A 24,655-nucleotide genomic window follows, 5' to 3' on the forward strand; every position below is an offset into this window, starting at 1 on the left:
CGGGGCGGTTCGCCAGGGGGACCGGCTCGCCGCACGATACCAAATCGTAACCACCGGGACCCTCGAAATGCTGTTTGTGCCCCGCCGGGAAGTTAGGCTCGTCACACCTATCAGCGCGTTCGTCGTCGCGATCCCCAGGGATGCCGGCACATGCGCCAGGAATTACTCGTCACCAGGGAGCAATACATGTCTAACCGAGGCACATCCGTGCGCGGCGCAGGTTTCGCGAGGAAACGCGCTGCGCTCACCGCCGGTATCTCCATCACCGCACTTCTGCTCACGGGCTGCGTCCAGAGCCAGCGTGAGGAGAACACCGGCGCCGAGGGCGACTCCGCCGTCGATTCCACCTTCGTCTTCGCCGCGTCCTCCGACCCGAAGTCGCTCGATCCCGCGTTCGCGAGCGACGGCGAGTCCTTCCGCGTCAGCCGGCAGATCTTCGAGGGCCTCGTCGGCGTCGAACCCGGCACCGCCGACCCCGCGCCGTTGCTCGCGGAGTCCTGGGAGACCGCCGAGGACGGCCTGTCCACGGTCTTCCAGCTGAAGGAGGGCGTCACCTTCCACGACGGCACGCCGTTCAACGCCGAGGCCGTCTGCTTCAACTTCGACCGCTGGTACAACTGGACCGGCATCCAGCAGGCGGAGTCGACGTCGTACTACTACGGGTCGCTGTTCCGCGGCTTCGCCGACAGCCCCGAGAACGCCGTCTACGAGTCCTGCGAGGCCAATGGGGACAATGAAGTCACCATCAACCTGGCCAAGCCGTTCGCCGGATTCGTCCCCGCGCTGTCGCTGCCGGCCTTCGCGATGCAGAGTCCGACGGCGCTCGAGGAGTACTCGGCCGACGAGATCGGCGGCACGGCCGAAGCCCCGTCGCTGAGCGAATACGCCCTCGGCCACCCCGTCGGTACGGGCCCCTTCAAGTTCGATTCGTGGGACGTCGGCCAGCAGCTCGAGCTCTCGATCTACGACGAATACTGGGGCGACAAGGGCCAGATCACCAAGACGATCTTCCGCATCATCGACGATCCGCAGGCTCGCCGCCAGGCCCTCGAGGCCGGGGACATCGACGGCTACGACCTCGTCGCACCCGCCGACACGCAGTCCCTCGAGGACGCCGGCTACAACATCACCGCGCGCGACCCCTTCACCATCCTCTACCTGGGCATGAACCAGGCCATCCCCGAGCTCAAGGACCCGAAGGTCCGCGAGGCCATCGCCCACGCGATCGACAAGGAAGCCCTCGTGGCGCAGACCCTGCCCGAAGGCACCAAGGTCGCCACGCAGTTCATCCCCGACGTCGTCGACGGGTACAACGAGGACGTCACCACCTACGACTTCGACCCCGAGCGCGCCAAGGAACTGCTCGCCGAGGCGGGCTACCCCGACGGCTTCGAGGTGACGTTCAACTACCCGACGAACGTCTCCCGTCCGTACATGCCGACACCGGAGCAGGTCTTCACCAACCTGCAGGCCCAGCTCGCGGACGTCGGCATCACGGTGGAGCCCGCTCCCGCCGCCTGGTCCCCCGATTACCTGAACCAGGTCCAGGCGACACCCGACCACGGCCTCCACCTGCTCGGCTGGACCGGCGACTACAACGACACCGACAACTTCATCGGCGTCTTCTTCGGCCAGGAGAAGCAGGAGTTCGGCTTCGACAACCCCGAGCTGTTCGCGGCCCTCGACGAGGCCCGTGGGATGAGCGATCGTGACGAGCAGACCGAGAAGTACAAGGAGATCAACGAGCAGATCGCCGAGTTCAATCCGGCCATCCCGCTCGCCCACCCCGCTCCGTCGCTGGCCTTCGCGCCGCGCGTCACCTCCTACCCGGCGAGCCCCGTCAACGACGAGGTCTTCACGGACATCGAGCTGAGCGAGTAGCAGTACCACGCAGCGCGGGCCGGCCACTGATCCCGGTGGTCGGCCCGCGCTGTCCTACCCCCGCCCGGCATCCCGGTTCACCCGGAAGGATCCCCAGTGTTACGCGTCATCGGTAAGCGGCTAGCCCTGCTCATCCCCACCCTGTTCGGTCTGTCCGTCCTGCTGTTCCTATGGGTGCGCAATCTCCCGGGCGGCCCTGCCACGGCCCTCCTCGGGGAGAAGGCCACCCCGGAGGCCATCGCCCGGATCAACGAGCTCTACGGATTCGACCGCCCTCTGATCACCCAGTACCTGACCTACATGGGCAAGCTGCTCCAGGGGGACTTCGGGGTCTCGATCAACACCGGGCGCCCCGTGCTCGAGGAGTTCGCCACCCGGTTCCCGGCCACCGTCGAACTGACGATCGTCGCCCTGATCTTCGCCATCGGCGTCGGCGTGCCCCTCGGGTACCTCGCGGCGCGGCACAACGGCCGGTTCATCGACCACAGCTCGGTGGTCCTCAGCCTGATCGGCATCACGGTGCCGGTCTTCTTCCTCGCGTTCATCCTCAAGTACCTGTTCGCGATCCAGTGGTCGCTCCTGCCGCCGGACGGCCGGCAGGACCCGCGGATGGATGCCACGCACTACACGCAGTTCTACGTGCTGGACGGCCTGCTGACGGGCGAGTACGACGCCGCCTGGGACGCCTTCCTGCACCTGATCCTGCCCGCGCTCGCCCTCGGCACCATCCCGCTGGCGATCATCGTCCGCATCACGCGCGCCTCGGTCCTGGAGGTGCAGAACGCCGATTACGTGCGCACCGCCCGCGCCAAGGGACTCAGGGAGAGCACCATCCGCGGCAGCTTCATCCTGCGGAACGCGATGCTCCCCGTCGTCACGACCATCGGCCTCCAGCTGGGCCTGCTCATCTCCGGTGCGGTGCTGACCGAGACGGTCTTCGCCTTCAACGGCATCGGCCGGTTCCTGCGGGACGCCATCTTCGGGCTCGACTACCCCGTCCTCCAGGGCTTCATCATCTTCATCGCCGTCCTCTACGCGCTCATCAACCTGATCGTCGACCTCTCCTACTCCGTCATCGACCCGAGGGTGCGTGTGCAATGAGTACCATCCTGCCCCCCGCCGCCGGCGGCTCCGTGGCCCCGAACGATCCCGCCGTCGACACCGGGCGCGGCACGGGTCTGTGGAAGGACGCCTACCTCCGGCTGCGCCGGAACCCGCAGGCGATCGTCGGCGCCGTCATCATCGGGCTCTTCCTCCTCGTGGCCATCCTCGCGCCGATCCTCGCGCCCTACGGCGGCGACGAACTCCCGGGACGCACGTCGATCACCCCCACCACCATTCCGGGTCCGGGCGAGATCGACGGATTCCCGCTGGGACTTGACCGCTTCGGCGGGGACGTCCTCAGCAAGCTCATCTGGGGCGCCCGCGCATCGCTGCTGATCGGCGTCGTCTCGACGGCGCTCGGCCTCGCGGGCGGGATGCTGCTCGGTGTCCTGGCCGGGGGCCTCGGCGGCTGGGTGGACAGCGCGATCATGCGGTTCGTGGACATCCTGCTGTCCGTCCCCAGCCTCCTCCTCGCCGTCAGCATCGCCGCGATGCTGGGCCAGAGCACCTACGCGATCATGATCGCCATCGGCGTCTCGCAGATCCCCATCTTCGCGCGGCTCCTGCGCTCGACGATGCTGTCGCAGCGGGGCGCCGACTACATCCTCGCGGCGCAGACCCTCGGCCTCAGCCGCCGGACGATCACCATGAGCCACCTGCTGCCGAACAGTATGGGTCCCGTGATCGTGCAGGCCACCCTCAGCCTCGCCACCGCCGTGATCGACGCCGCCGCGCTGGCCTACCTCGGCCTCGGTGGCGGGCTGCCGCAGACCGCCGAATGGGGGCGCATGCTCACCTACGCGCAGGTCGAACTCGCCGTCGCTCCGCAGCTCGCCTTCCTCCCGGGTGCATGCATCGTCATCACGGCGCTGGGCTTCACCCTGCTGGGGGAGTCGCTGCGCGAGGCCCTCGACCCGAAGACCCGCAAGAAGTAGGCCGTCCGCCGCAGGACACGGGACGCGGCAGCGGCCACCAGCCCCCGGGCCGGTGGCCGCTCCCGCGTCCCGGCCGGTCAGCGGGCGTGCACGTCCAGCCGCTGAGGGTCCGTCAGGAGTCCGCCGTCCCAGCCGCCCGTCGTCGCGGCGGCGTCGTACGTGGCGCGCAGGAAGGCGAGCAGCACCGCATCCGGGTCGGTGGCCGTGCGGACGGCCTCGTAGGGCAGCAGGAACTGGCTGAACTCCGCACTGTAGAACGCACCCTCGACGTCGACGGGCGCGTCGCGGTACCCCTCGGGTTCGGGGTAGGCGTACGAGTAGAAGGCACCTTCCTCGCCGCCGCCGGGCCAGAACCCGCAGCTCGAGAGTTCGTGGGAGTAACCCTCCTCCATGACCCAGTCCGCGCAATTCGGGGCGCCCCCGGGGTGGATGGGCGCGGGCCTTCCGGAGAACCGTGTGCAGGCGAGGTCCATGCCTCCCCAGAAGAAGTGCACGGGGCTCACCTTGCCGAGGAACTCGGCCCTGAAGCGCGTGAGGACCCGCTCGGCCTGGATGAGCTGGTGCCAGAACGCCGTCACGGCGGCGGGATCGTAGGACGCGTGCCCGTGGTCCTCGGCGAAGGGCACCGCCGGATCCACCTCCGTCGGGACCGGCCGGATCGGTGCGTCGATCCCCACGCCGGCCAGCGCCGCGATGGTCCGCTCATGGAATCGGGCCACGGACTGCGGCTCGAGGGGGACGCTGCGATCCTCACCCGAACTGGTGCGCACCAGCAGCCGGTGGTGCACGACGTCGAACTCCAGGTCGAACATGCCGTTGCCGTAGGGGATCGACGACGTCGCCCAGCCTCGCGGCGTCACATAGAACGGCACCTGCCACCAGTGGTTGACCAGGGGAGCGTGGGCCATCCGGACCTTGCCGACGACCTGGAGCCACATGTGCAGTGTCGCCCGGGTGTCCTGCCAGTCCTCGACCCGGAGCGCGGGCCAGCCGCCCGCCGCCATCGTCCCGCCCGCTGTCGTCGTCCCGCTCATCGTGCCGTGCCCGCGCATGGTGGCTCCCGTCGTCGTGTGCCGCCAATCTATGTGCCCGGCCGGGTGCCCGTACAGGGAGGGACGACGCCTGGTCCGGGCCGCTTGCTAGGGTGGCAGCGACGGACCCCGGTCGAGGCGGGACGTGCATGCCGTGCGCGTTCCTCTCCGGGGCTACCCCGGGGTACGCAGACCGACCAGCACAGGGCGCCTCAGGCGCCCGACTGCGCTCCGCGCAGCTCAGCGCCCGAACAGAGGGACAGGTCGGCCGGGGTCCGTCGCCCAGCCGCGGGGCGGCACGTGCGGGTTCGGAGGGGGAGCCATGAACGACACCGGTCCGACGACGGGAGGCGGCGGCCTGAAGGGTCCCGCCACGGCGCGCCGCGGCGGACGCCCTGCGCCCTCTTCACGGCCCACGCGGGCCTCGGCCACCCTGGCCCGTGAGCCCGCGCCGGGCGCCCCGGGCCTCTCGCTCCTCCTGGCCCACGCCTTCCTCGATGCTCCGGACTGGCGGCGGGAGGAGCTGATCGTGGCGGGGGCTGCCCTCCTCGGTGCACGGCGGCGCTGGCTGGGTCCTCTCGCCCGCGGCGTGCTGGCCGGCTACCCGAGGCGGCCCGACGGCGCGCCCCGGGAGTTGGCCCGGTGGATCGCCGCCCAGTCCGCCTTCACCGACGCGATCGCCAGGGCGTCCGCCCGCGGTACGCCCGACAGCCCGGCCCGGTACCTCTCCGCGGTTCCGGAGGTTCAGGCCCCGACCGGGTCCGCTCCGGAAGGCCCCGTCGGGACACCCGGGACGAGGGACCTCGCCTGGCTCGCGCGGGAGCTGCGGCTCACCCCGGGAGAGCTCGACTGGTTCGCGGACACCCGGCACTGGAATCGACGCGCAGCGACCCACGCGCTGCACCACTACCGGTACGAGTGGCGTGTGCGCCCGGGACGCGTACCGCGGCTCCTGGAGATCCCCGGGATCCGCCTGCGGACGGTGCAGCGCCGCGTGCTCGACCACATCCTCGCACCGATCCCCCTGCACGACGCCGCGCACGGATTCGTGCCCGGACGCAGCGCGCGGACGGGCGCGGCGGCCCACACGGGCGCCGAGGTCGTCATCGCCCTCGACCTGGTCTCCTTCTTCGCGCGCGTCACACCGGGCCGGGTCTTCGGGGTCTTCCGCCAGGCGGGCTTCCCGGAAGCGACCGCCCACGCCCTCACGGGACTCTGCACGCACGAGGTGCCGGACGCGGTGCTGCGGTCGATGCCCGACGGCGGCAGCACCGGGGAACGCTTCGCCCTCGGTCGGGCGCTGGGGGAGGCGCATCTGCCGCAGGGGGCGCCGTCGTCGCCCGCCCTCGCCAACCTCGCCGTCCGGCGCCTCGACTCCCGGCTGGCCGGCTGGGCCGCCGCGGCCGGAGGCACCTACACGCGGTACGCGGACGACCTCGCCTTCAGCGGCCCAGCCGGCCTCGCCCGGCGCACCGACTCCTTTCTCCGCGGTGTCGAGCGCATCGTCCTCGCCGAGGGCCATGCGGTGAACCGGCTCAAGACCCGGGTGAGCGGCGCCTCGGTGCGGCAGACCGTGACCGGCATCGTCGTGAACGCGCACACCAATGTGGCCCGGACGGACTACGACGCCCTCAAGGCGATCCTCCACAACTGCCGCGTGCACGGACCCGAGTCCCAGCGGCGCGGACAGGCCGACTTCCGGGCACACCTCGCCGGGCGCATCGCCTGGGTGGAGTCCCTGAACCCGCAGCGCGGCCGCAGGCTCAGGGACGCCTTCGAACGGATCAGCTGGTGAGGGTCGCTAGGAGGCCAGCTCGCCGATGTTGAGCTCGTTGCCCGGGATGGATGCCAGCAGCTTCCGCGTGTACGGGTGGCGGGGGTTCTGGAAGACCTCCTCCGAGCTGGCCGCCTCGACCAGTTCGCCGTCCTTCATGACGCAGACGTAGTCGGAGATGAGCCGCACCACCGCGAGGTCGTGCGAGATGAACAGGTAGCTGAGGCCCAGCTCCGACTGCAGGTCGCCGAGGAGCTTCAGGATCTGCGCCTGCACCAGCACGTCGAGCGCGGAGACCGGCTCGTCGCACACGATCAGCTCCGGCTTCAGCGCGAGGGCACGCGCGATGGCGACACGCTGCCGCTGCCCGCCCGAGAGCTCCGCCGGGTAGCGGCGCAGGGCGTTCTGCGGCAGGGAGACCTGGTCCATCAGCTCCCGCACCCGCGCCGCGCGCTCCTTCTTCGACCCGCGCTTGTACGCGTTGAGGGGCTCCTCGACGATGCGCTCGATCGTGAACATCGGGTTCAGCGAGGAGTACGGGTCCTGGAAGATCGGCTGCACCCGCTGCCGGAAGTCGCTGAGCCGCGCCTTGTCGAGCGTCGCGACGTCCATGCCGTCGAACGTCATGGTGCCCGACGTCGGTTCGACCAGCTTCAGCAGCATGCGCGCCGTCGTGGTCTTGCCCGAGCCGGACTCCCCGACGATCGCGACGGTCTGCCCGCGCGGGATGTCGAGGGTGACGTTCTTCGCCGCGTAGAAGTCCTCCTTGCTGCCGCGCCGCTTGTACACCTTCGTGAGGTCCCGGATCTCGACGAGGTTCCCGCGAGCGGCGGGCGTCCCGCCGCTCGCGGGCGGTGCGGGCCGGTCCGACGACGACGTCGCCTCGTGGGCACCGCCGGCCGCATGAGGGGCGGCGTTGCTCGCCGGTGCCGCCGCACCGTCGTGCCCGGAGCCCTGCTCCGCGAAGACGGCCTCCGCGAGCTTCAGCCGGCTCGCGGCGTCCGCGGTGAACGCTCCCGGGCTCAGGCGGACCGCGGAGACGCTGGGAGCCGCGCGCACGAGCGACTGCGTATAGGGGTGCTGCGGGTCGTTGAGCAGCTGATCGGCCGGGCCGGTCTCGACGACCCGGCCGCGGTGCATGACCACGAGCTGCGAGGCGCGCTCGGCGGCGAGACCGAGGTCGTGGGTGATGAGGAGCACCGATGTGCCCAGCTGCTCGGTCATGACCTCGATCTGGTCCAGGATGGTGCGCTGCACGGTGACGTCCAGCGCCGACGTCGGCTCGTCGGCGATCAGCAGGCGCGGCCGGCATGCCATCCCGATCGCGATGAGCGCCCGCTGGCGCATGCCGCCCGAGAACTCGTGCGGGTACTGCTTGGCACGCTCACCGGCGTCGGGCAGCCCGGCCGCGGTGAGGACCTCGATCACGCGCTGCGTGACGTTCTTCTTGGTCGCCATCCCATGGACGAGGAGGGTCTCGGCGACCTGGGTGCCGATCTTCGTCACCGGGTTGAGGTTGGACATCGGGTCCTGCGGGACGAGGCCGATCGCCCGGCCGCGGATCGACCGCATCTTCGCCTCGGGCAGGCTCGTGAGGTCCTGGCCCTCGAAGAGGATGCTCCCGGAGGTCACCCTGCCGTTGCCCGGCAGCAGGCCGATGCACGCCATCGCCGTCGTCGACTTGCCCGAGCCGGACTCGCCCACGATCGCCAGGGCGCTGCCGCGGCTCAGGGTGAAGCTCGCCTCCTCGACCGCCTGCACCTCGCCGTGGGTGGTGCGGAAGCTCACCGCCAGGTTCCTCACCTCGAGCAGGGGTGCGTCGAGGTCCTGGGGCTGGGCGGCCGCGCTGCCGGCGGGAGTGATGTCCGTCATAGGACCATCGTGCCCTATGGGTCGGGTGATCGGTGTCCTGGCGGGACGGACCCGCGCTAACTTTCTGGTGCTTGTGCGGCGTCGGGGATCGCGGCGGTGAGCCGGACGGCGAGGTGGTCGACGGCGAGCCGGTAGCCGTCGATGCCCGCGCCGACGATCACGGCGTCGGCCACGCCGGAGATGTACGAGTGGTGCCGGAAGGGCTCGCGGCGGTGCACGTTGCTGATATGGACCTCGACCACGGGCAGGCCGACGCCGGCGAGCGCGTCGCGGATGGCGATCGAGGTGTGCGTGTAGGCCCCGGCATTGATGACGATCCCGTCTGCCGTCGAGCGCGCTGCGTGGATGGCGTCGATGATCCCGCCCTCGTGGTTGGACTGCAGTGCGTCGACGGTGCAGCCGCGGTCCCGCGCGGTGTCCGAGGCCAGACGGACGACGTCGTCGAGGGTCGCTGTGCCGTAGACGTCCGGTTCCCGCGTGCCGAGCAGGTTCAGGTTGGGTCCGTTGATCACGAGGATGCTGGGCGTGCGCGGGGTCATGCCCTAACTATGCCGCACCGGCGCGGCTGCCGAGGCGGCCGTCCCCGTCACCGGATCCTGGAGCCGCGACCGCAGGCGCACCGCGCCCGACGCCCCGGCCACGGTGACGAGGCTCATCACGGCGAGGACGACGCCCGGGTGCCACCACGCGCCGTCGGTGGCGATGCCGAACTGCTGCGTGATCGACGGCGCGAAGCCGGCGACGATCGCGGCGATGCTGTAGGCGAAGGACAGCGCGGTGAACGCCGTCGCGGGTTTGAAGATGTCCGCCATGAGCCCGCCGAGCGCCGCCCAGCTGGCGGTCGGGAGGATGCCGCCGAGGATGATCGCCGCGATGTACACCGGTTCGGTGGCGATGCTGATGACCCAGTACAGGGGGAAGGCGATCAGTGCTGTTCCCAGTGCGCCCCCGGCGACGACCTTCGCCGAGCCGATGCGCATCGCCAGGTAGCCGAACGCGGGGATGGTCACGAGCTGCAGGACGGAGCCGACGAGTGCCGCGTTCAGGACCGTCTCCTGGGACAGGCCGAGGGTCCCGGTGCCGTATGCCTGCGTGTAGGTGACCATCAGGAAGTAGGAGCCGATGCCCAGCACGGCGGAGGCGATGGCGACCACGATGGCGGCGGGCTGGGACTTCAGGACCTCGAGGAAGGGGACGCGGGGGAGCGCGTGCTCCCGGCTCGTCTCCCGGAAGACGGGCGTCTCGTCGATCGCGAGCCGCAGGTAGATCGCGACGGCGAGGAACGGGAACGCGAGCAGGAACGGGATGCGCCACCCCCAGGTGGTCATGACCTCCGGCGCGATGACGGCGAGGGCCAGGAAGATGGCGGAGATGAGCATGGTGCCCACGGGCGAGCCGAGCTGGGGGATGGAGGCGTAGAGCGCCCGTTTGCGCGGTTCGGCGTGCTCGGTGGCGATGAGGATGGAGCCGCCCCACTCGCCGCCGAGCGAGAGCCCCTGCAGGAGACGGAGCACGGTCAGGATGATCGGGGCCCAGACGCCGATGGTGGTGTAGTCCGGCAGGAGTCCCACCGTGCCGGTCGCCAGGCCCATCAGCGTGATGGTCCAGATCAGCGTGCGCTTACGGCCGATCCGGTCCCCGAGGTGCCCGAAGAGGATGGCGCCGAGCGGGCGGGCGACGAATCCCATCGCGAAGACCAGGAACGCCGAGAGGGTTCCGGCCAGGGGGTCCTGCTCGGTGAAGAAGACCGTGTTGAAGACGAGCGCGGCCGCCGTGCCGAACACGTAGAAGTCGTAGGACTCGAGGGCCGTCCCCACGAAGGAGGCGCCGGCGACGCGGCGGGCCATGCGGGGATTCGTGGCGGGAGGCTGCTGCAGGGTTGTGGACACGCTGAAATCATCCTCTCGCCCGAGGGCGTCGGCCACCTTTCAGGACGAACGTCACACCCGTCCCGGTGCGGCTCAGGCGGGCAGGGGTGTGCGGCGGCGCGCGCTGATGATCGCCCGTCCGGCCGTGGTGAGGGACCCGGTCACGGCCGCGGGGTCTCCCATGAAGCCGTGCACCATGGCGCCGTCGCGCAGCATGATGAGCTGGTCCGCGACGACCTCGGGCCCCTCCACCGCGAGTTCGGTCAGCAGCCCGGTCACCACGGCGTGCAGCCAGGTCCGGTACTGCTCGACGGCGCCCCGCACCATCGAGCCGTCCGCGGGATACTCGGCGGCCGCGTTGATGAACGTGCACCCGCGGAAGCCCGGCCGGCACGCCGCGGCGCCGTTCGCGGCGGCCAGCCGGAGCAGGACCTCGCAGGCGTCGGCACCCTCGGCCCGCTCGCGGTCGACCGCCGCCTGCAGCCGGCCCAGCTGGTCCTCGAGGTAGGCGACGACAAGGTGGTCCTTGGTCGGGAAGTGGCGGTAGAAGGTCACCTTCGTGGTGCCGGCGTCGGCGATGACCCGGTCGGCGCTGACCGAGCGGATGCTCGTGGCGTCGAACAGGCGGGTTGCCGACGCGAGGATGCGCTCGCGGACGGGAGGGGCGGTCATCATGCTCCGTTCTGCGGTCGTCGTGCCGATTTGGTGGAAGTAGAGTTACTAGTTAGTCTACATAGTCGGCAAGGGCATCCGGCCCCCACGACGAAAGGATCGACACCATGAGCGCTCTCTACACGGCAGTGGCGACGGCGACCGGTGACGGCCGCGACGGCAAGGCACGGACCGACGACGGGCAGCTCGTCGTCGACCTCGCGGTCCCCACCGAGATGGGCGGTACGGGCGGCGCGACCAACCCCGAGCAGCTCTTCGCCGTCGGCTACGCGGCCTGCTTCCACAGCGCCCTCAAGCTCGTCGCGGCCCGCAGCAAGGCCACGATCAGCGAGACGGCGGTCACGGCGGAGGTCAGCATCGGCCCGGTCGACGGCGGCGGGTTCCAGCTCGCCGTCGCCCTCCACGCCGAGATCGGCGGGGTGGACCAGGGGACCGCGGACCGGCTCGTGGAGCAGGCCCACCAGGTGTGCCCCTACTCGAACGCCACGCGCGGCAACATCGAGGTCACGGTCGACGCCACGATCGGCTGATCCGTCCCCGGGACGAGGAAGGCCCCCGCAGGTGCGGGGCCTTCCTCGTCTCCCTGGCTGCTACTTCCGCAGCGACACGGCGATCTGCTGCATGATCGTGGGATCGGACAGCGTGGTGGCGTCGCCGACCTCGCGGCCTTCCGCGACGTCCTTGAGCAGGCGCCGCATGATCTTCCCGCTGCGGGTCTTCGGCAGTTCGGGGACCACCAGGATGTTCCGCGGCTTCGCGATCGGGCCGATCTCCTTCGCGACGTGGTTGCGCAGGGTGGTGACGATGTCGTCGTCGTCCTTCGCCGAACCGCGCAGGATCACGAAGGCGACGATCGCCTCGCCCGTCGTCTCGTCGCTCGCCCCCACGACGGCGGCCTCCGCCACCGAGGGGTGGCTGACCAGGGCCGACTCGATCTCGGTGGTCGAGAGGCGGTGGCCCGAGATGTTCATGACGTCGTCGACGCGGCCGAGGAGCCAGATGTCGCCGTCGGCGTCCTTCTTCGCACCGTCGCCGGCGAAGTACATGTCGTCGAAGCGCGACCAGTAGGTGTCCTTGAACCGCTGGGGGTCACCCCAGATGCCGCGCAGCATCGCGGGCCAGGGTTCGCGGATGACGAGGTAGCCGCCGGCCCCGTCCGGGACGGACTCGCCCATCTCGTCGACGACGTCGATCGCGATCCCGGGCACGGCGACCTGCGCCGAGCCCGGCTTGGTGGCGGTCACCCCGGGCATGGGGGCGATCATGTGCGCCCCGGTCTCGGTCTGCCACCAGGTGTCCACGATCGGCGCCTTGCCCCCGCCGATCACGTCCCGGTACCACATCCAGGCCTCCGGGTTGATCGGCTCACCGACGGAGCCGAGCACCCGGATCGAGGAGAGATCGTACTTCTTCGGGATGTCCCGCCCCCACTTCATGAAGGTCCGGATGGCCGTCGGTGCGGTGTAGAGGATGCTCACCTTGTACTTCTCGATGAGTTCCCACCAGCGGCCCTGGTGCGGGGTGTCCGGCGTCCCCTCGTACATGAGCTGCGTGGCGCCGTTCACGAGGGGCGCGTACGTGACGTAGCTGTGCCCGGTGACCCACCCGATGTCCGCGGTGCACCAGAAGACGTCGGTCTCCGGACGCAGGTCGAAGGTGTTGCGGTGGGTGAACGCGGTCTGGGTGAGGTAGCCGCCGGTCGTGTGCAGGATTCCCTTCGGCTTCCCCGTGGTCCCCGAGGTGTACAGGATGAACAGGGGGTGCTCGGCGTCGTGCGCGACGGCCGTGTGCTCGTCCGGGGCGTTGTCCACGACGTCGTGCCACCAGAGGTCGCGTCCTTCGGTCCAGGCGACGGCCTCGTTGTTGCGGCGGACCACGACGACGTGGGAGACGGTGTGGCCTTCCGCCTCGAGGGCGCCGTCCACGGCCGGCTTGAGAGCGCTCGGCTTGCCGCGGCGGTACGTGCCGTCGGCGGTGACCACGAGCTTGGCCTCGGCGTCGTCGATGCGGCTGCGGAGGGCCTCGGCGGAGAAGCCACCGAAGACCACGGAGTGGACGGCGCCGATCCGGGCGCAGGCGAGCATGGTGACGACGGCCTCGGGGATCATGGGCAGGTACACGGCCACGCGGTCGCCCTTCTGCACGCCGAGGGACTCGAAGGCGTTGGCGGCCTTCTTGACCTCCCGGGTCAGTTCCGCGTAGGTGATGGTGCGCGTGTCCCCGGGTTCGCCCTCGAAGTGGATGGCCACGCGGTCGCCGAGGCCGGCCTCCACGTGCCGGTCCAGGGCGTTGTAGGCGGCGTTCACGGTGCCGCCGACGAACCACTTGGCGAACGGTGCGTCCGACCAGTCGAGGGTCTGGGTGAAATCGCGGTCCCAGGTGAGCAGCTCGCGGGCCTGCCTGGCCCAGAACTCGGTGCCCTGCTCTCGGGCCTCGTCGTAGAGCGACGGCTGTGCGACCGCCCGCGCCGCGAACTCCGCGCTCGGCGGGAAGCGGCGTTCCTCGTGCAGCAGGTTCTCGAAGGCGTCGCCTTGTCGTTCGGCGGTCATGATCTACCCCTTTGTGACGTGGTCGGTAACGGACAGAAGAAGCGGGGTACGCCCGTCCGGCGCACCACCACGTGCTCTACGGGAACCCTATCGAGTTCTCCCCGACCGCGTGTGCCGGACGTCACAGGGCCTAGCCGAACTGCGGCGATTGTGCGATGAGCGGCGCGGTGCCGGTGCCCGTGGTTGCTGGAGAAGGTCTGGGCCGGTGGCTAGGGTGGAGGAAGGCAATCGACGTCGGAGGCCGTTGGTGCTCCGCCGGACACCAGCGCCATGAACGGGAGTACACCATGACCGAAGCATCCGAGGAACATCGCAGCACAAGCCACGGGCCGGCGGGCGGTGCGGAGCGGTCCCCGTCGTCCGTGCAGACAACGGGGTCGGCCGGGCCGTCCACGGAGAGCCGGCCCGTCGGCCGGAGCCGGGCCCTCGTCGGACCGTTCACGCTGCGGGAAGTGCTGTTCGGCGGCGGTGTGCTGCTCGTCTTCATCGGCACCCTGCTGCCGTTCCTCGACGGGATCGTGCGGTACGAGAACTTCTGGAACACCGCGCCGCTCTTCTTCGTCGGCATCGGCATCCTGCTGCCCGTGGTCTCCCTGGCTCTCCTTGCCGGACGCCGTCTGGGAAGCTCGGGGCTGCGCGTCGGCTCGCTGTCGGTCGACCAGTTCGCGTCGGTCTCGGCGGTGCTGGCCACCACGTACTTCTTCCTGCAGACGGTGGCCCAGTTCCACCCCGGGCCCCTGGTGGCCCTGATCGGTGCGCTCGGCATGCTGACCGCGACGGTCCTCGCACCGTTCCTGCCCGTCCTCAAGGACGATTTCGCCGACCGCCCCGAGGTACCGGCCCACCCGGTGGCGCGCTCCATCACGGCGGCGCAGCCCCGCCCCGCCAAGCCCGCTTCCGAGAAGCCTGCCCCCTCCTCCAAGGACACTGGCGCGCTGGACGCCCCCGCGAAGGACACCGCCGGGCTGGACGCCCCCGCGAAGGACACTGCCGGATGGGCTTCCCGGTTCGGCCGGAAGGACAAGTCGGGCGTGAACCCCGCCGCCGCCGCCGTCCTGCAGAACGGTGCCGGCCTGTACGGGGCAGGGGGAGCGGGCGCCGTGGGTGCCGGCGCGGCCGCCGCGGGCCAGTCCGGGATGGAGCCCGGCACCGCCAGGACACCCGCGACGTCCGGTGCCACGACCCGCGCCTCGGCCGACACCACCTCCGACACCACGTCCGGCACCACCTCCGACACGGACTCCCGCGTGTCGGAGGAGCCGGCTCGCCCGTCGGGCGCGTCCGAGGGCGGCGCCCACGCCGTCCAGGGTCGCGACGCGGCGCGAGGCAGCGCGGATGGGCATTCCCCCACCGCGGTCCAGCCGTCGTCCGTCGGCGAGACCCGGGTCCACGAGGTCGTCCGGGACGAGCCGGCCCGGACCGACACCGCACCGTCCTCCGAGGAGCGGGACCGCCAGGAGCCGATCACGGCGACCCGGTCGGCGGACGAGGAGTCCGTCGTCGAGGCGTTCTGGTTCGCCGTCGGGTCCCCCCGTCCGGTCTTCGACGAACAGACGGGCCGTGAGGTCTTCACACTGCAGCCCGGCGACTGGGAGGTCGGGATCGAGGATCGCGGCTCCGAGTTCTTCGTGCAGGACAAGCGGACGGGCACCGTGGGTATCCTCCGGGATCTGCGCAACATCGAACGCGCCCCCCAGGACTGACCCCCCGCCCTGCCGCTGCATGGCCGGCGGACAGCAGTACCGGAAGGAGACACGCGAGTGGCAGGCAGGAAAGCGCAGGTCGACGAGGAGTCGCCGGTCGCCCTCAAGCGGCGGGCGCGGAAGATCAACCGGGTCCTGGGCGAGACCTACCCGTACGCGGTGGCCGAACTCGACTTCAGGAACGCGTTCGAGCTGCTGGTCGCGACGGTCCTCTCCGCGCAGACCACCGACGTGCGCGTCAACCTCACGACGCCGGCGCTGTTCGCGCGCTACCCCGACCCGCGGGCGTTGGCCGAGGCCGAGGAGAGCGAACTGCAGGAGCTCATCCGGCCCACGGGGTTCTACCGTGCGAAGGCCAACAGCCTGCTCGCCCTGTCCCGGCGTCTGGTCGACGAGTTCGACGGCCAGGTGCCCGGCTCCCTGGATGATCTGGTGACGCTTCCCGGGGTCGGGCGGAAGACGGCCAACGTCGTCCTGGGAAATGCCTTCGGGGTCCCCGGCATCACGGTGGACACCCACTTCGGGCGGCTCGCCCGCCGCTTCCGGTGGACGGCGGCGGAGGATCCGGTGAAGGTCGAGCAGGACGTGGCAGCCCTGTTCGAGCGCAAGGACTGGACGATGCTCTCGCACCACGTCGTCTTCCACGGCCGCCGGATCTGCCATGCCAAGAAGCCTGCCTGCGGTGTCTGTCCCGTGGCCGCGCTGTGCCCGTCCTACGGTGACGGGGAGACGGACCCGATGAAGGCGGCGAAGCTGCTGAAGTACGAGCTCGCGCCCGGTCGGGAGGATCTGCTCGCGTCGATGCGCGCCGGGCAGACGCGGACCGAGCTCCGCGAGGCCGGGCACGGGCTGGGTGCGTAGGACCGACCGGCTGCGGTCGGTGCCGGAACGCAGCGGCGTGCGTCGGTGCCCGACGGCCCGGGACGCGGTCGCCGCAGGACCCGCGGAGACCCGGGGGTGACGGCCCGCGACGAGCTCGCCCGGTGGGTGGCGTCCCTGCAGGTGACGGGGGCGCCCCTCGTGCGCGTGGACGGCTGGCAGTTCGCAACACTCGATCCCGCGAAGAGCCGACGGGCTGCCGTGCTCATCCTGTTCGGGGCGAGGGAGGGCCTGCCGCACTCCTCCCCGCCGCAACCCGGACCCGACGACGTCGATCTCCTCTTCGTGATGCGCGCCAGTTCCCTGGCCCACCATCCCGGGCAGGTGGCATTTCCCGGCGGGACCATCGACGCCGAGGACGTGGACGAAGGCGCTGCGGCGCTGCGCGAGGCGCGCGAGGAGACCGGAGTGGATTCCGACGGCATCGAGATCCTGGGCGCACTGCCTGAGGTGGGGCTCCCGGTCAGCAACTTCATGGTCACGCCCGTCCTCGCGTGGTGGACGGAACAGTCCCCGGTCCACGCGGTGGACACGGCCGAGTCCGAGCTCGTCTTCCGGTGTGCGGTGAGCACGCTCCTCGACCCCTCCCGTCGGAGGACGGCCGTGGTCCGCCGGAACGGGTTTGTCAGCAGGACCCCCGCCTTCCTCACGCCGGACGCCGTGGTCTGGGGATTCACCGCGCTGCTCCTGGACGCGATCTTCGACGGGCTCGGCTGGACGAGGCCGTGGGACCGATCGCAGGAGATCCCCGCACCGCTGTGAGCCGCCCGGGCCCGTTGCGTTCGCCGGGAGGCCGGCGCTCCGCCCCGTGAAGGGCTCTGTCGACGACGCGGTCGAACGGTGGGACGCGCCTATTTGGCGTCGGCGTAGGAGGTGACGGTGATCGTCGAGATCGAGAACTCGATCGGGATCTCCCCGAACATCAACCGTGTCGCCGCCCGCGCGGCGTCGGCGAGGATCGTCGTCGCCTCCGCGCCCCGGTCCTCCGGGACGTGCAGGACCACCTCGTCGTGCAGGAAGAACGCGATCCGGCTGCGCGGCACCGGGATGGTGCTCTCCGCGAGCCGCCGCCGGATCTCCGCGAGCCAGCACAGGGCCCACTCCGCCGCGGTCGCCTGGACCACGAAGTTCCGGGTGAAGCGTCCGCGGGCCCTCGCCGCGCTGTCCGCGCGGCGCTGTTCCTCCGCCGTCGTCGTGCGCTGCCGTGCACGCCATTCCTCCGATGCGGGAGGGCAGCCCCGGCCCAGGTAGCTCGACACACCGTCGCCGGATTCCCCTGCCCGCGCTGCGGCCTCGACGACGCCGATGGCCCGCGGGTACGCGCGCGTCAGTTGGGGCATCAGACGCCCCGACTCGCCGCTCGTCGCGCCGTACATGGCGCCGAGCATCGCGAGCTTCGCCTGCGAGCGGTCGCCACCGAAGCCCTGGTCGGCGATGCCCTGATAGAGGTCCCGGCCCCGGGCCGCCGCGGCGAGCGCGGAGTCCCGTCCGAGCGCCGCGAGGACCCGTGGCTCGAGTTGTGCGGCGTCCGCGATGACGAAGACGTGGCCCTCGTCGGGGCGGACGGCGTCGCGGACCTGCCGCGGGATCTGCAGGGCGCCCCCGCCGCGGGAGGCCCAGCGTCCGGACACGCTTCCGCCCACCACGTACTCCGGCCGGAACCGCCCGTCCCGGATCCACGCGTCGAGCCAGTTCCAGCCGTTCGCGGTCAGGAGCCGCGACAGCTTCTTGTACGCGAGCAGCGGCTTGATGGCCGGGTGGTGGTGCTGCTCGAGCTCCCACGACCGCGTGGTCCTCGCCTCGATGCCCGCCCGATGCAGGGCTCTCAGGACCTCCTGGGGGGAGTCGGGGTTGAGCGCGGGACTGCCCAGGGTCCGGCGCAGTTCGCCGGCGAGATACTCGAGTTTCGCCGGCCGGATGCCCTCGGCGGGTCGCGGCCCCAGCGCCCGTTCGAGGAGGTCCTCATGCACGTCCCTGCGCCAGGGCAGCCCCCAGTGCTCCATCTCGGAGGCGATCAGCGCGCCGGCGGATTCGGCGGCGACGAGAAGGTTCAGGCGCCCGGGGTCGGTAGAGCCGGCGATGGTGGAGAGCTGCCGGGTGAACTCCTCGATGACGTCGTCGAGGAGGGGACCCGAGGCCTCGTGCGGCTCGTCGAACAGCGAGTGCTGGTTCGGCGGGGGCGGTGGCGGGAGCAGGGTCCGGGGAGGTTCGGTGCCGTCCGCCGTGAGGGCAGCGGCCCGGATCGACGCCAGGTAGGGCGAGGGCGGACAGGACGGGGCGTTCGCGAGGATGGCGCGGGTGAGGCCGATGTCGCGGCAGCGGTCGACGTCGACCCCCGCCGACAGCAGATCGGGGTACCAGAGCCTCGTGCCCGTCCAGACCCAGACCGGGCGACGGACGCCTTCCTGCGCGACGGCGGCGGACAGCCGGTCGTGGTCCACCACCAGCCGCCCGCCGATCCGGGCGCCGGCGGCGTCCAGGGGCTGGAGCACCACGGCGCCGCGGCTGTCGCGGGTCGACGGCTCCTGCGCCACGGCGATGTACATGTCCATATCATCGGTCGCGCCGGTGTCATTCCTGCAATCCAGCGCGTTGTCCACATACGGGGTATCCGCCACGCCGCGCAGGTCCCGCCCGAGGATGCTTCAGGGATGACCCAGCAGACACGGACTCCGGAGGGACGAGGGCCTGTGGTCCTGGCCGGCGGGTCCCAGTTCGTCCAGGACCAGGTGGCACGTGCCTGCGCAGCCGCGGGGGTCGCCCCGCACTTCGCCGTCGACCTCGCGCAGGCCCTTCCCCTCGAGCCCGCCGTGCTGCTCCTCGGCGCCGACCAGGCGACCGGCGGACTGCCGGGCCACCGCGACGTCATCGTCGTGGGGGCGGCCGACGACGAGACGCGGGCGTGGGCCGCTGCGGCGAATGTGGCGTCCTCCCGGGTGGTCATCCTCCCGCAGGGTGCGGGCTGGCTCGCGGAACATCTCGGCAGACGCCTCAACCCCGCTGCCTCCGGAGCCGTGGTCGGTTTCCTCGGTGCCGCCGGCGGGGCAGGCGTGAGCACGTTCGCCTTCTGGTGCGCACGTCACGCGGCCGGTCTGGGGAGGTCCACCCTGCTCGCGGACGGGCATCCCCTGGGCGGCGGCCTCGACCTTGCACTAGGGATCGAGGAGCGCCCGGGGGTGCGCTGGGGCGACCTGCGCGACCTCCGGGGAACCCTCAACGCGGAGCAGCTCGTGGCGGCGCTGCCGGCCGACGGACACCTGGCTGTGCTGTCCCATGCCGGGCACTCCGAGGGGGCCGGTCCGCACCCCGGCCACGGGATGGAGTCCGCCGGAGCCGTTCTGGACGCCGCCCGTGGAGCGTTCGACCTGAGCGTCGTCGACCTCGGCAGCGCCGGCAGCGCCGCGATCCAGTCCCTGGTTCCCCTGTGCGACCAGCTCGTCCTCCTCGTCCCCTCCAGGCCGCGGAGCGCCGTCGCGGTCACCCGCATCCTCGAGGCCTACAGCTCACTGCCGACCACCGTCGTCCTGCGTGGTCCGGTGCTCGACGGACTGGATGCCTGGCTGGTCGCGGACCTCGCCGGACGCGCCGGTCCGCTGCCGTACCTGCCCTTCGTCCGGGGGTCCTCGGCAGCGGAAGCCGGCGGCAGGATGCTGGACTTCCCGCTGCCCCGGCGGGCCCGGAAGCTCGTCGAGTCGGTCGTCGCCGGTCTGGAGAGGACGGGATGACCGGGGAGGGCGGGATGGCACCGGGCGGGCCGGAGGACGGCGGAACCTCGGTAGCGCCCACCAGGCGCCAGCTGCGTGCAGCCGGCCGGAGCGCGTCGGCCCGTCCGGTCGTGGCGGGTTGGGCAGAGGGCGCTCCAGCCGGCGGTGATCCGGGTGCCGCATCGATGGTGGAATCGGTCCGCAGGGCCGTTCTTGCCGGGAATGTCCAGGCCACCGGTGCGGCATTCGCGGACGCCGTCGGCGCGAGCGGCAGGCTGCTCGGCTCGGAGGGCACCTTGTCGGCGCTCGACCGCGTCCGCGCGGAACTCAAGGGGTTGGGCCCGCTCGAGCACCTCCTCGCCGACGAATCGATCACGGACATCCTGGTCAACGGACCGGACGACGTGTGGATCGACGGCTCGACGGGCCTGCGCCGCATCGGGGGCGCCTTCGCATCGGATGCCGATGTGCGGGCACTGGCCGTCCGCCTCGTCGCGGCGGGTGGAAGGCGCCTCGACGACGGCTGCCCCGCCGTCGACGTCCAGCTGGGAGGCCTTCGCGTGCACGCTGTCCTCCCGCCGATCTCGACGGCCGGGACCCTGCTGTCCATCAGGATCCGCCGAGCACGGATGTTCTCGCTCGGGGAGCTGGTGGACAGCGGGACGGTCACGCCGATGATGGCCGAGGCGCTCCGGCTGATGATGCGGCACCGCCTGAATTTCCTCATCAGTGGAGCAACGGGGACGGGGAAGACCACGCTCCTGGCCACCCTGCTCGGCCTGGCCGCGCCCCACGAGCGCCTGGTCCTCGTCGAGGACGCCGCCGAGCTGAATCCTGACCACCCGCATACGGTCGGGCTGCAGGCCCGGCACGGCAATCTCGAGGGCGCGGGCGTGCTGGATCTCACGGAGCTCGTCCGGCAGGCGCTGCGCATGCGGCCGGACCGGCTCGTGGTGGGGGAGTGTCGGGGCGCCGAGGTCCGCGAGCTGCTCGCGGCGATGAACACGGGACACGACGGCGGCGGTGCGACCCTCCATGCCAACTCCGCCGAGGCCGTACCCGCGCGACTCAACGCACTCGCGGCGCTCGCCGGACTCAGCCCGGAGGGAGTGGTGCTGCAGGCGGCGAGCGCCCTCGATGCGGTGGTGCACGTGGTGCGGGACGCGCGAGGCCGGCGTGTCGAGAGCATCGGGAGCCTGGAGCGAGCCCCCTCGGGGGAACTCGCCGTGATACCCGTCCTCACGGACACCGGGATGGGATGCCGGCGCGCTGTGGGCTGGGAGGGCTTCGCGCATCGGGTGCAGTGGTCCGAGGGTTGGCGGGATCCGGGGCGCCGGACCGGGCCAGACGTGGGGCCAGGCCAGGCACAGCCCGCGGACCACGACGCCGAGCCGGGGCCCGGGCGCGAGGCGGGGCCAGGACACGGCCGCAGGGCGCCGTGAGCGGAATCGCGGTGGCTCTCCTGCTGGCCATGGCCGGCTTCACCCTCGCCCTTCCCCGGCCCGGCCGACGAAGCGGGGTGGTGTCCGGGGCGGGTGAGGAACCCGTCCCGACGGTCGGGGCTGCGCGGCAGTCCCGATGGTTCCTCGACGCCGCCGACCCGGGCCGGTCCGCCGCGCGCGGGGCCGTCGACCTGCACGAGCTCCCGTTGTTCGTGCATCAGCTCGCCGGCCTCCTCCGCGCGGGCCGCCCACCCCATGTCCTGTGGGCGGACATGGAACGTGTCCACGCTGACGGACGCACCGCCTTCGCGGCGACGGCACTGCCGGTGATGGCGACGGCCCGGCGGGCGGCCGAGCTCGGGCTGAGCGTCCCTGACGCTCTCCGCCAGGCGCGGGATGCCGGCCCCGGGCCGTCGGGGGGAGACCGGACCAGCGCCCGCGTCGACCGGCTGTGGATCGACCTCGCCGGGTGCCTGATCGTCGTGGAGCGCAGCGGTGCGCCCCTCGCCGGGATCCTCGAGCAGTACGCCGCGCAGCTCGATGCCCAGCTCGACGGCCTGGCGGCGCGGGAGACGGCGCTCGCCGGACCACGTGCCACGGTCGTGCTCCTGGCATGGCTTCCCGCCCTGGGTGTGGTCCTGGCCTTCACCCTCGGCGTGAATCCACTGGAGGTGCTCCTGGGGTCCCTGCCCGGACGGCTGGCCCTCGCCGGAGGCGTCCTGTTCATGGTCGTGGCCCGCCTCTGGTCCCGCCGCCTGGTCGGTCGAGTCGACGGCGCCCCGTGATGGCGGGGGTGGTCGTGTCCCTCCTCCTCGCCGCGGGAGCACTGGTCCTGACGGCGCCGTCGGGACGGCTGCACCGGGTCAGGAATGCGCCGGTGGATCGGGCGCTGCGCGGGGGGATCCAGGACGGCCCGCTCATCCTCGACCTGCTGGCTGCCGTGCTGTCCGCGGGAGCATCCGTCGAGAGCGCCCTGCTGGTCGTCGGGGAAGCCTGTGATCCGGCCGTCGGCTCGGTGCTGACCCGCGTGCGAGCGGCGCGCCTCCTCGGTGCCTCCTGGGAGGCCGCGTGGGACGCAGGTTCTGCGGAGGGCCGCCTGTCCACCGATGGCCCGTCCACCGGTTTCCCGACGGCCGGCCTCCCGACGATCGGCTTCCCGACGGCCGGCCTCCCGACGGCCGGCCTCCCGACGACCGGTCAATCGAGGCCCGAGCGGCTGGCGCCCGGCCGGCGACCTGCCCTGCTGGGACCTGCCCTGCTGGGACCGGCCCTGCCCGGACCTGCCCTGCGGCGGCGGACACTCCGAGGGACCGACCCGCTGCCGGTCATCGAGGACGTCCGGCGGGGTCTGCGGTTCGGCACGGCCACCGGGGCTCCGTCCGCGGCGCTCCTGCATGCGCACGCCGCCCAGCTCCGACGGCGACACAACCGCGAGGTGGACAGGAGGGCCGCCGCGCTCGGGGTCCAGCTCGTCCTGCCGCTCGGCCTGTGCTCCCTGCCGGCGTTCATCTGCCTGGGCGTGGTGCCCCTGGTCCTGGGCCTGCTGCCCGACCTGTAGCCCGTCCGGTTGTCGCTGGTGCAATCCCGCGGGCGTCCGTTCCCAGCCCCGTCCGTCCGATCGTGGGCGCCCCCTTCATGCTGGCTCCGTGCACTCCGGACGACCGCGGCCCCGCTGGCCCGGGGAAATCCCGGGTTATCCACTTAGCGACTCCTCCACCCCGCAGCAGACCCCAAGATCGCCAGAGTTGATCCAGCGACATCCGTCGCTCACAGCACGTGGGGACGACTCCACGCCGACGAAAGGGCATGCCATGTCGATTCGGCCGCAGCACACGGATGGAAGGGGCTCGGCCTTCCGGGTACCCCGGGTGGATCCTGGACACCCCCGCCCCTGTCGAAGCAGCGCGTTCACGGAGGCACCCGGTGCCCAGGACGAGTCATCGCGGAACGGGCCACTCGAGCAGGAGCCGATGCCCCTGAGGCCCGAACGGCAACGGGCCGTCCGCGCCGAGGAGCACACGGCGGCTCCGGTGTCGTTCATCGGGTTCGTGCGGTCCTTCGGTGCTCAACCGGAGACCGAGCCCGGAACGGGCCGTCCGGGTGACAGCGGACCGATCCGTCCCGCGAACAGGGCGGCGCGGCGGGCAGAGGCGCGGCGGTGGCGGGCCAATGACCGGGTCATCCGGCAGGGCCGGGACCGGACCACGGACCAGGAGGCCGGTATGGCGACCGCGGAGTACGCCATCGCCACCCTCGCCGCCGTCGGATTCGCCGCGCTCCTCGCCGCAGTCCTGTCCAGCGGCGAGATCAGGGGACTCCTGATGTCCCTCATCACCTCGGCGCTGAATTTCGGCTGATGCGGACCGGCCAGGGTGGGACCACCTGCGACGACGGGGAACCCGCGCCACCGGCACGCAAGCACCGGCGCCCCTTCGTGCCGCGCTCCGGGGTGTTCGTCGGGGTTCTCCACGCGTGGTGCGCGCGACGGGAACGTCCAGCGGGCCCGCAGCGGGGATCCGTGACCGCTGAGGTCGCCGTCGTGCTCCCCGCCCTGGTCGTCCTGCTCGCGCTCCTGATCGCCACAGCCCACGTCGGGACCGTGCAACTGCGCCTGGAGGAGGCCGCACGGGCCGGAGCGCGCGAGGTGATGCGGGGCGAGAGCAGCGCGAGCGTGCAACAGACCGTGCAACGCCTCGCCGGGGACAACGCCACGGCGCAGGTGGGGTCGGCCGGGGACTGGACGACCATCGAGGTGCGGGCACGCGTGGAGGGTCCCCTCGTCGAGCTCATGGACCTCGAACTGCACGCGTCGGCAGCGGGGAGGAAGGAACACGATGGGTGATCCGCGGGAGGATGCGCGGGAGGACGCGGCGCCGCGGAGACCCGTCGATTCCGAGCGCGGCGCCGGCACGGTCCTGATGGGGGCTCTCGCCCTCCTGGCGCTGCTGCTGATCGCGTCGGCGGTACTCCTGCTCCAGGCCGCATCAGCGGCCTCGAGGGCAGCGACGGCGGCCGACCTCGCGGCGCTCGCCGCCGCGGACGCCGCCCGGGGACTGTCCTCCGAGGACCCCTGCCCGGCGGCCGCAGCAGTGGCGGACCAGCACGGTGCCGTGGTCGAGGACTGCGAGATCGGCGCGACCGGCCCGGGGACCGCGGTCATCCGGGTGTCCGTGGGGATGCCCGGCCTGCTTCCGGATGCCGTCGGTGCGGCCCGGGCCGGACCGCCGCCGTGAGGGCGGAG

At 71.7% G+C, this 24,655-nt stretch carries 22 protein-coding genes; 15 read left to right on the forward strand and 7 right to left on the reverse strand.

All coding sequences use genetic code 11. The features are described 5' to 3' along the window. The first annotated feature begins 186 nt into the window (after positions 1 to 186). From AC4D2E_RS00570 to AC4D2E_RS00580, 3 genes are all read left to right on the forward strand, one after another. The gene (locus AC4D2E_RS00570; protein WP_490951366.1) at positions 187 to 1,881 is read left to right on the forward strand and encodes an ABC transporter substrate-binding protein; all 1,695 of its coding nucleotides are present in this window, start codon (positions 187 to 189) and stop codon (positions 1,879 to 1,881) included. Between the two features lie 96 nt (positions 1,882 to 1,977). After that, positions 1,978 to 2,982 carry an ABC transporter permease gene (locus tag AC4D2E_RS00575; protein WP_104168030.1) on the forward strand — a complete coding sequence of 335 codons (1,005 nt, stop codon included), beginning with the start codon at positions 1,978 to 1,980 and terminating at the stop codon, positions 2,980 to 2,982. Then, the gene (locus AC4D2E_RS00580; RefSeq protein ID WP_104168031.1) at positions 2,979 to 3,920 is read left to right on the forward strand and encodes an ABC transporter permease; all 942 of its coding nucleotides are present in this window, start codon (positions 2,979 to 2,981) and stop codon (positions 3,918 to 3,920) included. The genes AC4D2E_RS00575 and AC4D2E_RS00580 overlap by 4 nt, the downstream gene beginning before the upstream one ends. Positions 3,921 to 3,997: 77 nt before the next feature. Here AC4D2E_RS00580 and AC4D2E_RS00585 read toward each other — a convergent pair whose 3' ends face one another. Further along, positions 3,998 to 4,972 (reverse strand): DUF5996 family protein, encoded by a 975-nt coding sequence (locus tag AC4D2E_RS00585; RefSeq protein WP_490951367.1) that lies wholly within the window; start codon positions 4,970 to 4,972, stop codon positions 3,998 to 4,000. A gap of 301 nt (positions 4,973 to 5,273) precedes the next feature. Between AC4D2E_RS00585 and AC4D2E_RS00590 the strand changes: the two genes are divergently transcribed. Further along, complete coding sequence (locus AC4D2E_RS00590) at positions 5,274 to 6,746, forward strand: reverse transcriptase family protein (protein ID WP_490951368.1); 1,473 nt, start codon at positions 5,274 to 5,276, stop codon at positions 6,744 to 6,746. Positions 6,747 to 6,752: 6 nt separating this feature from the next. Here the strand turns inward: AC4D2E_RS00590 and AC4D2E_RS00595 are convergent, their stop codons facing one another. The 4 genes from AC4D2E_RS00595 to AC4D2E_RS00610 all read right to left on the reverse strand — a co-directional run bounded on the left by AC4D2E_RS00595 (position 6,753) and on the right by AC4D2E_RS00610 (position 11,140). Further along, complete coding sequence (locus AC4D2E_RS00595) at positions 6,753 to 8,597, reverse strand: dipeptide ABC transporter ATP-binding protein (RefSeq protein ID WP_490951369.1); 1,845 nt, start codon at positions 8,595 to 8,597, stop codon at positions 6,753 to 6,755. A gap of 56 nt (positions 8,598 to 8,653) precedes the next feature. Beyond that, complete coding sequence (aroQ, locus tag AC4D2E_RS00600) at positions 8,654 to 9,136, reverse strand: type II 3-dehydroquinate dehydratase (protein WP_490951370.1); 483 nt, start codon at positions 9,134 to 9,136, stop codon at positions 8,654 to 8,656. Between the two features lie 3 nt (positions 9,137 to 9,139). Beyond that, the gene (locus tag AC4D2E_RS00605) at positions 9,140 to 10,486 is read right to left on the reverse strand and encodes an MFS transporter (protein ID WP_490951371.1); all 1,347 of its coding nucleotides are present in this window, start codon (positions 10,484 to 10,486) and stop codon (positions 9,140 to 9,142) included. A 72-nt stretch (positions 10,487 to 10,558) separates the two neighbouring features. Beyond that, positions 10,559 to 11,140 carry a TetR/AcrR family transcriptional regulator gene (locus AC4D2E_RS00610; protein ID WP_490951372.1) on the reverse strand — a complete coding sequence of 194 codons (582 nt, stop codon included), beginning with the start codon at positions 11,138 to 11,140 and terminating at the stop codon, positions 10,559 to 10,561. A 104-nt stretch (positions 11,141 to 11,244) separates the two neighbouring features. Between AC4D2E_RS00610 and AC4D2E_RS00615 the strand changes: the two genes are divergently transcribed. Continuing rightward, positions 11,245 to 11,667, forward strand: a complete 423-nt coding sequence (locus tag AC4D2E_RS00615) for an organic hydroperoxide resistance protein (RefSeq protein ID WP_104168036.1) — start codon at positions 11,245 to 11,247, stop codon at positions 11,665 to 11,667. A 60-nt stretch (positions 11,668 to 11,727) separates the two neighbouring features. Here the strand turns inward: AC4D2E_RS00615 and acs are convergent, their stop codons facing one another. Beyond that, positions 11,728 to 13,686 carry an acetate--CoA ligase gene (gene acs / locus AC4D2E_RS00620; protein ID WP_490910077.1) on the reverse strand — a complete coding sequence of 653 codons (1,959 nt, stop codon included), beginning with the start codon at positions 13,684 to 13,686 and terminating at the stop codon, positions 11,728 to 11,730. Between the two features lie 287 nt (positions 13,687 to 13,973). On the opposite strand from acs, the gene AC4D2E_RS00625 reads away from it, so the two are divergent. From AC4D2E_RS00625 to AC4D2E_RS00635, 3 genes are all read left to right on the forward strand, one after another. After that, positions 13,974 to 15,389, forward strand: coding sequence for a hypothetical protein (locus AC4D2E_RS00625; RefSeq protein WP_490951373.1), 1,416 nt, complete (start codon positions 13,974 to 13,976; stop codon positions 15,387 to 15,389). A 57-nt stretch (positions 15,390 to 15,446) separates the two neighbouring features. Continuing rightward, complete coding sequence (gene nth / locus AC4D2E_RS00630; protein WP_104168039.1) at positions 15,447 to 16,250, forward strand: endonuclease III; 804 nt, start codon at positions 15,447 to 15,449, stop codon at positions 16,248 to 16,250. Between the two features lie 96 nt (positions 16,251 to 16,346). Further along, positions 16,347 to 17,030 carry an NUDIX hydrolase gene (locus AC4D2E_RS00635; RefSeq protein ID WP_490951374.1) on the forward strand — a complete coding sequence of 228 codons (684 nt, stop codon included), beginning with the start codon at positions 16,347 to 16,349 and terminating at the stop codon, positions 17,028 to 17,030. Between the two features lie 89 nt (positions 17,031 to 17,119). On the opposite strand, the gene AC4D2E_RS00640 is transcribed toward AC4D2E_RS00635, so the two are convergent. Continuing rightward, on the reverse strand, positions 17,120 to 18,814 hold the full coding sequence (locus AC4D2E_RS00640; protein ID WP_490951375.1) for a bifunctional 3'-5' exonuclease/DNA polymerase: 1,695 nt from the start codon (positions 18,812 to 18,814) through the stop codon (positions 17,120 to 17,122). Between the two features lie 105 nt (positions 18,815 to 18,919). On the opposite strand from AC4D2E_RS00640, the gene ssd reads away from it, so the two are divergent. The 7 genes from ssd to AC4D2E_RS00675 all read left to right on the forward strand — a co-directional run bounded on the left by ssd (position 18,920) and on the right by AC4D2E_RS00675 (position 24,647). Beyond that, a complete protein-coding gene (gene ssd / locus AC4D2E_RS00645) occupies positions 18,920 to 19,993 on the forward strand; it encodes a septum site-determining protein Ssd (RefSeq protein ID WP_490951376.1) in 1,074 nt (357 codons plus the stop codon). Then, positions 19,990 to 21,414 carry a TadA family conjugal transfer-associated ATPase gene (locus AC4D2E_RS00650; protein ID WP_490951377.1) on the forward strand — a complete coding sequence of 475 codons (1,425 nt, stop codon included), beginning with the start codon at positions 19,990 to 19,992 and terminating at the stop codon, positions 21,412 to 21,414. The genes ssd and AC4D2E_RS00650 overlap by 4 nt, the downstream gene beginning before the upstream one ends. Then, a complete protein-coding gene (locus AC4D2E_RS00655; protein ID WP_490951378.1) occupies positions 21,411 to 22,199 on the forward strand; it encodes a type II secretion system F family protein in 789 nt (262 codons plus the stop codon). Before AC4D2E_RS00650 ends, AC4D2E_RS00655 begins: the two co-directional genes overlap by 4 nt. 14 nt (positions 22,200 to 22,213) lie before the next feature. Continuing rightward, complete coding sequence (locus tag AC4D2E_RS00660; protein WP_490951379.1) at positions 22,214 to 22,972, forward strand: hypothetical protein; 759 nt, start codon at positions 22,214 to 22,216, stop codon at positions 22,970 to 22,972. Positions 22,973 to 23,384: 412 nt separating this feature from the next. Further along, positions 23,385 to 23,771 (forward strand): DUF4244 domain-containing protein, encoded by a 387-nt coding sequence (locus AC4D2E_RS00665; protein ID WP_490951380.1) that lies wholly within the window; start codon positions 23,385 to 23,387, stop codon positions 23,769 to 23,771. A 161-nt stretch (positions 23,772 to 23,932) separates the two neighbouring features. Further along, positions 23,933 to 24,256 (forward strand): TadE family type IV pilus minor pilin, encoded by a 324-nt coding sequence (locus tag AC4D2E_RS00670; protein WP_490951381.1) that lies wholly within the window; start codon positions 23,933 to 23,935, stop codon positions 24,254 to 24,256. Further along, positions 24,249 to 24,647, forward strand: a complete 399-nt coding sequence (locus tag AC4D2E_RS00675) for an Rv3654c family TadE-like protein (RefSeq protein WP_490910056.1) — start codon at positions 24,249 to 24,251, stop codon at positions 24,645 to 24,647. Before AC4D2E_RS00670 ends, AC4D2E_RS00675 begins: the two co-directional genes overlap by 8 nt. Positions 24,648 to 24,655 lie beyond the last annotated feature (8 nt).

The sequence above is a fragment of the Arthrobacter sp. TJ-265 genome (assembly GCF_058269135.1).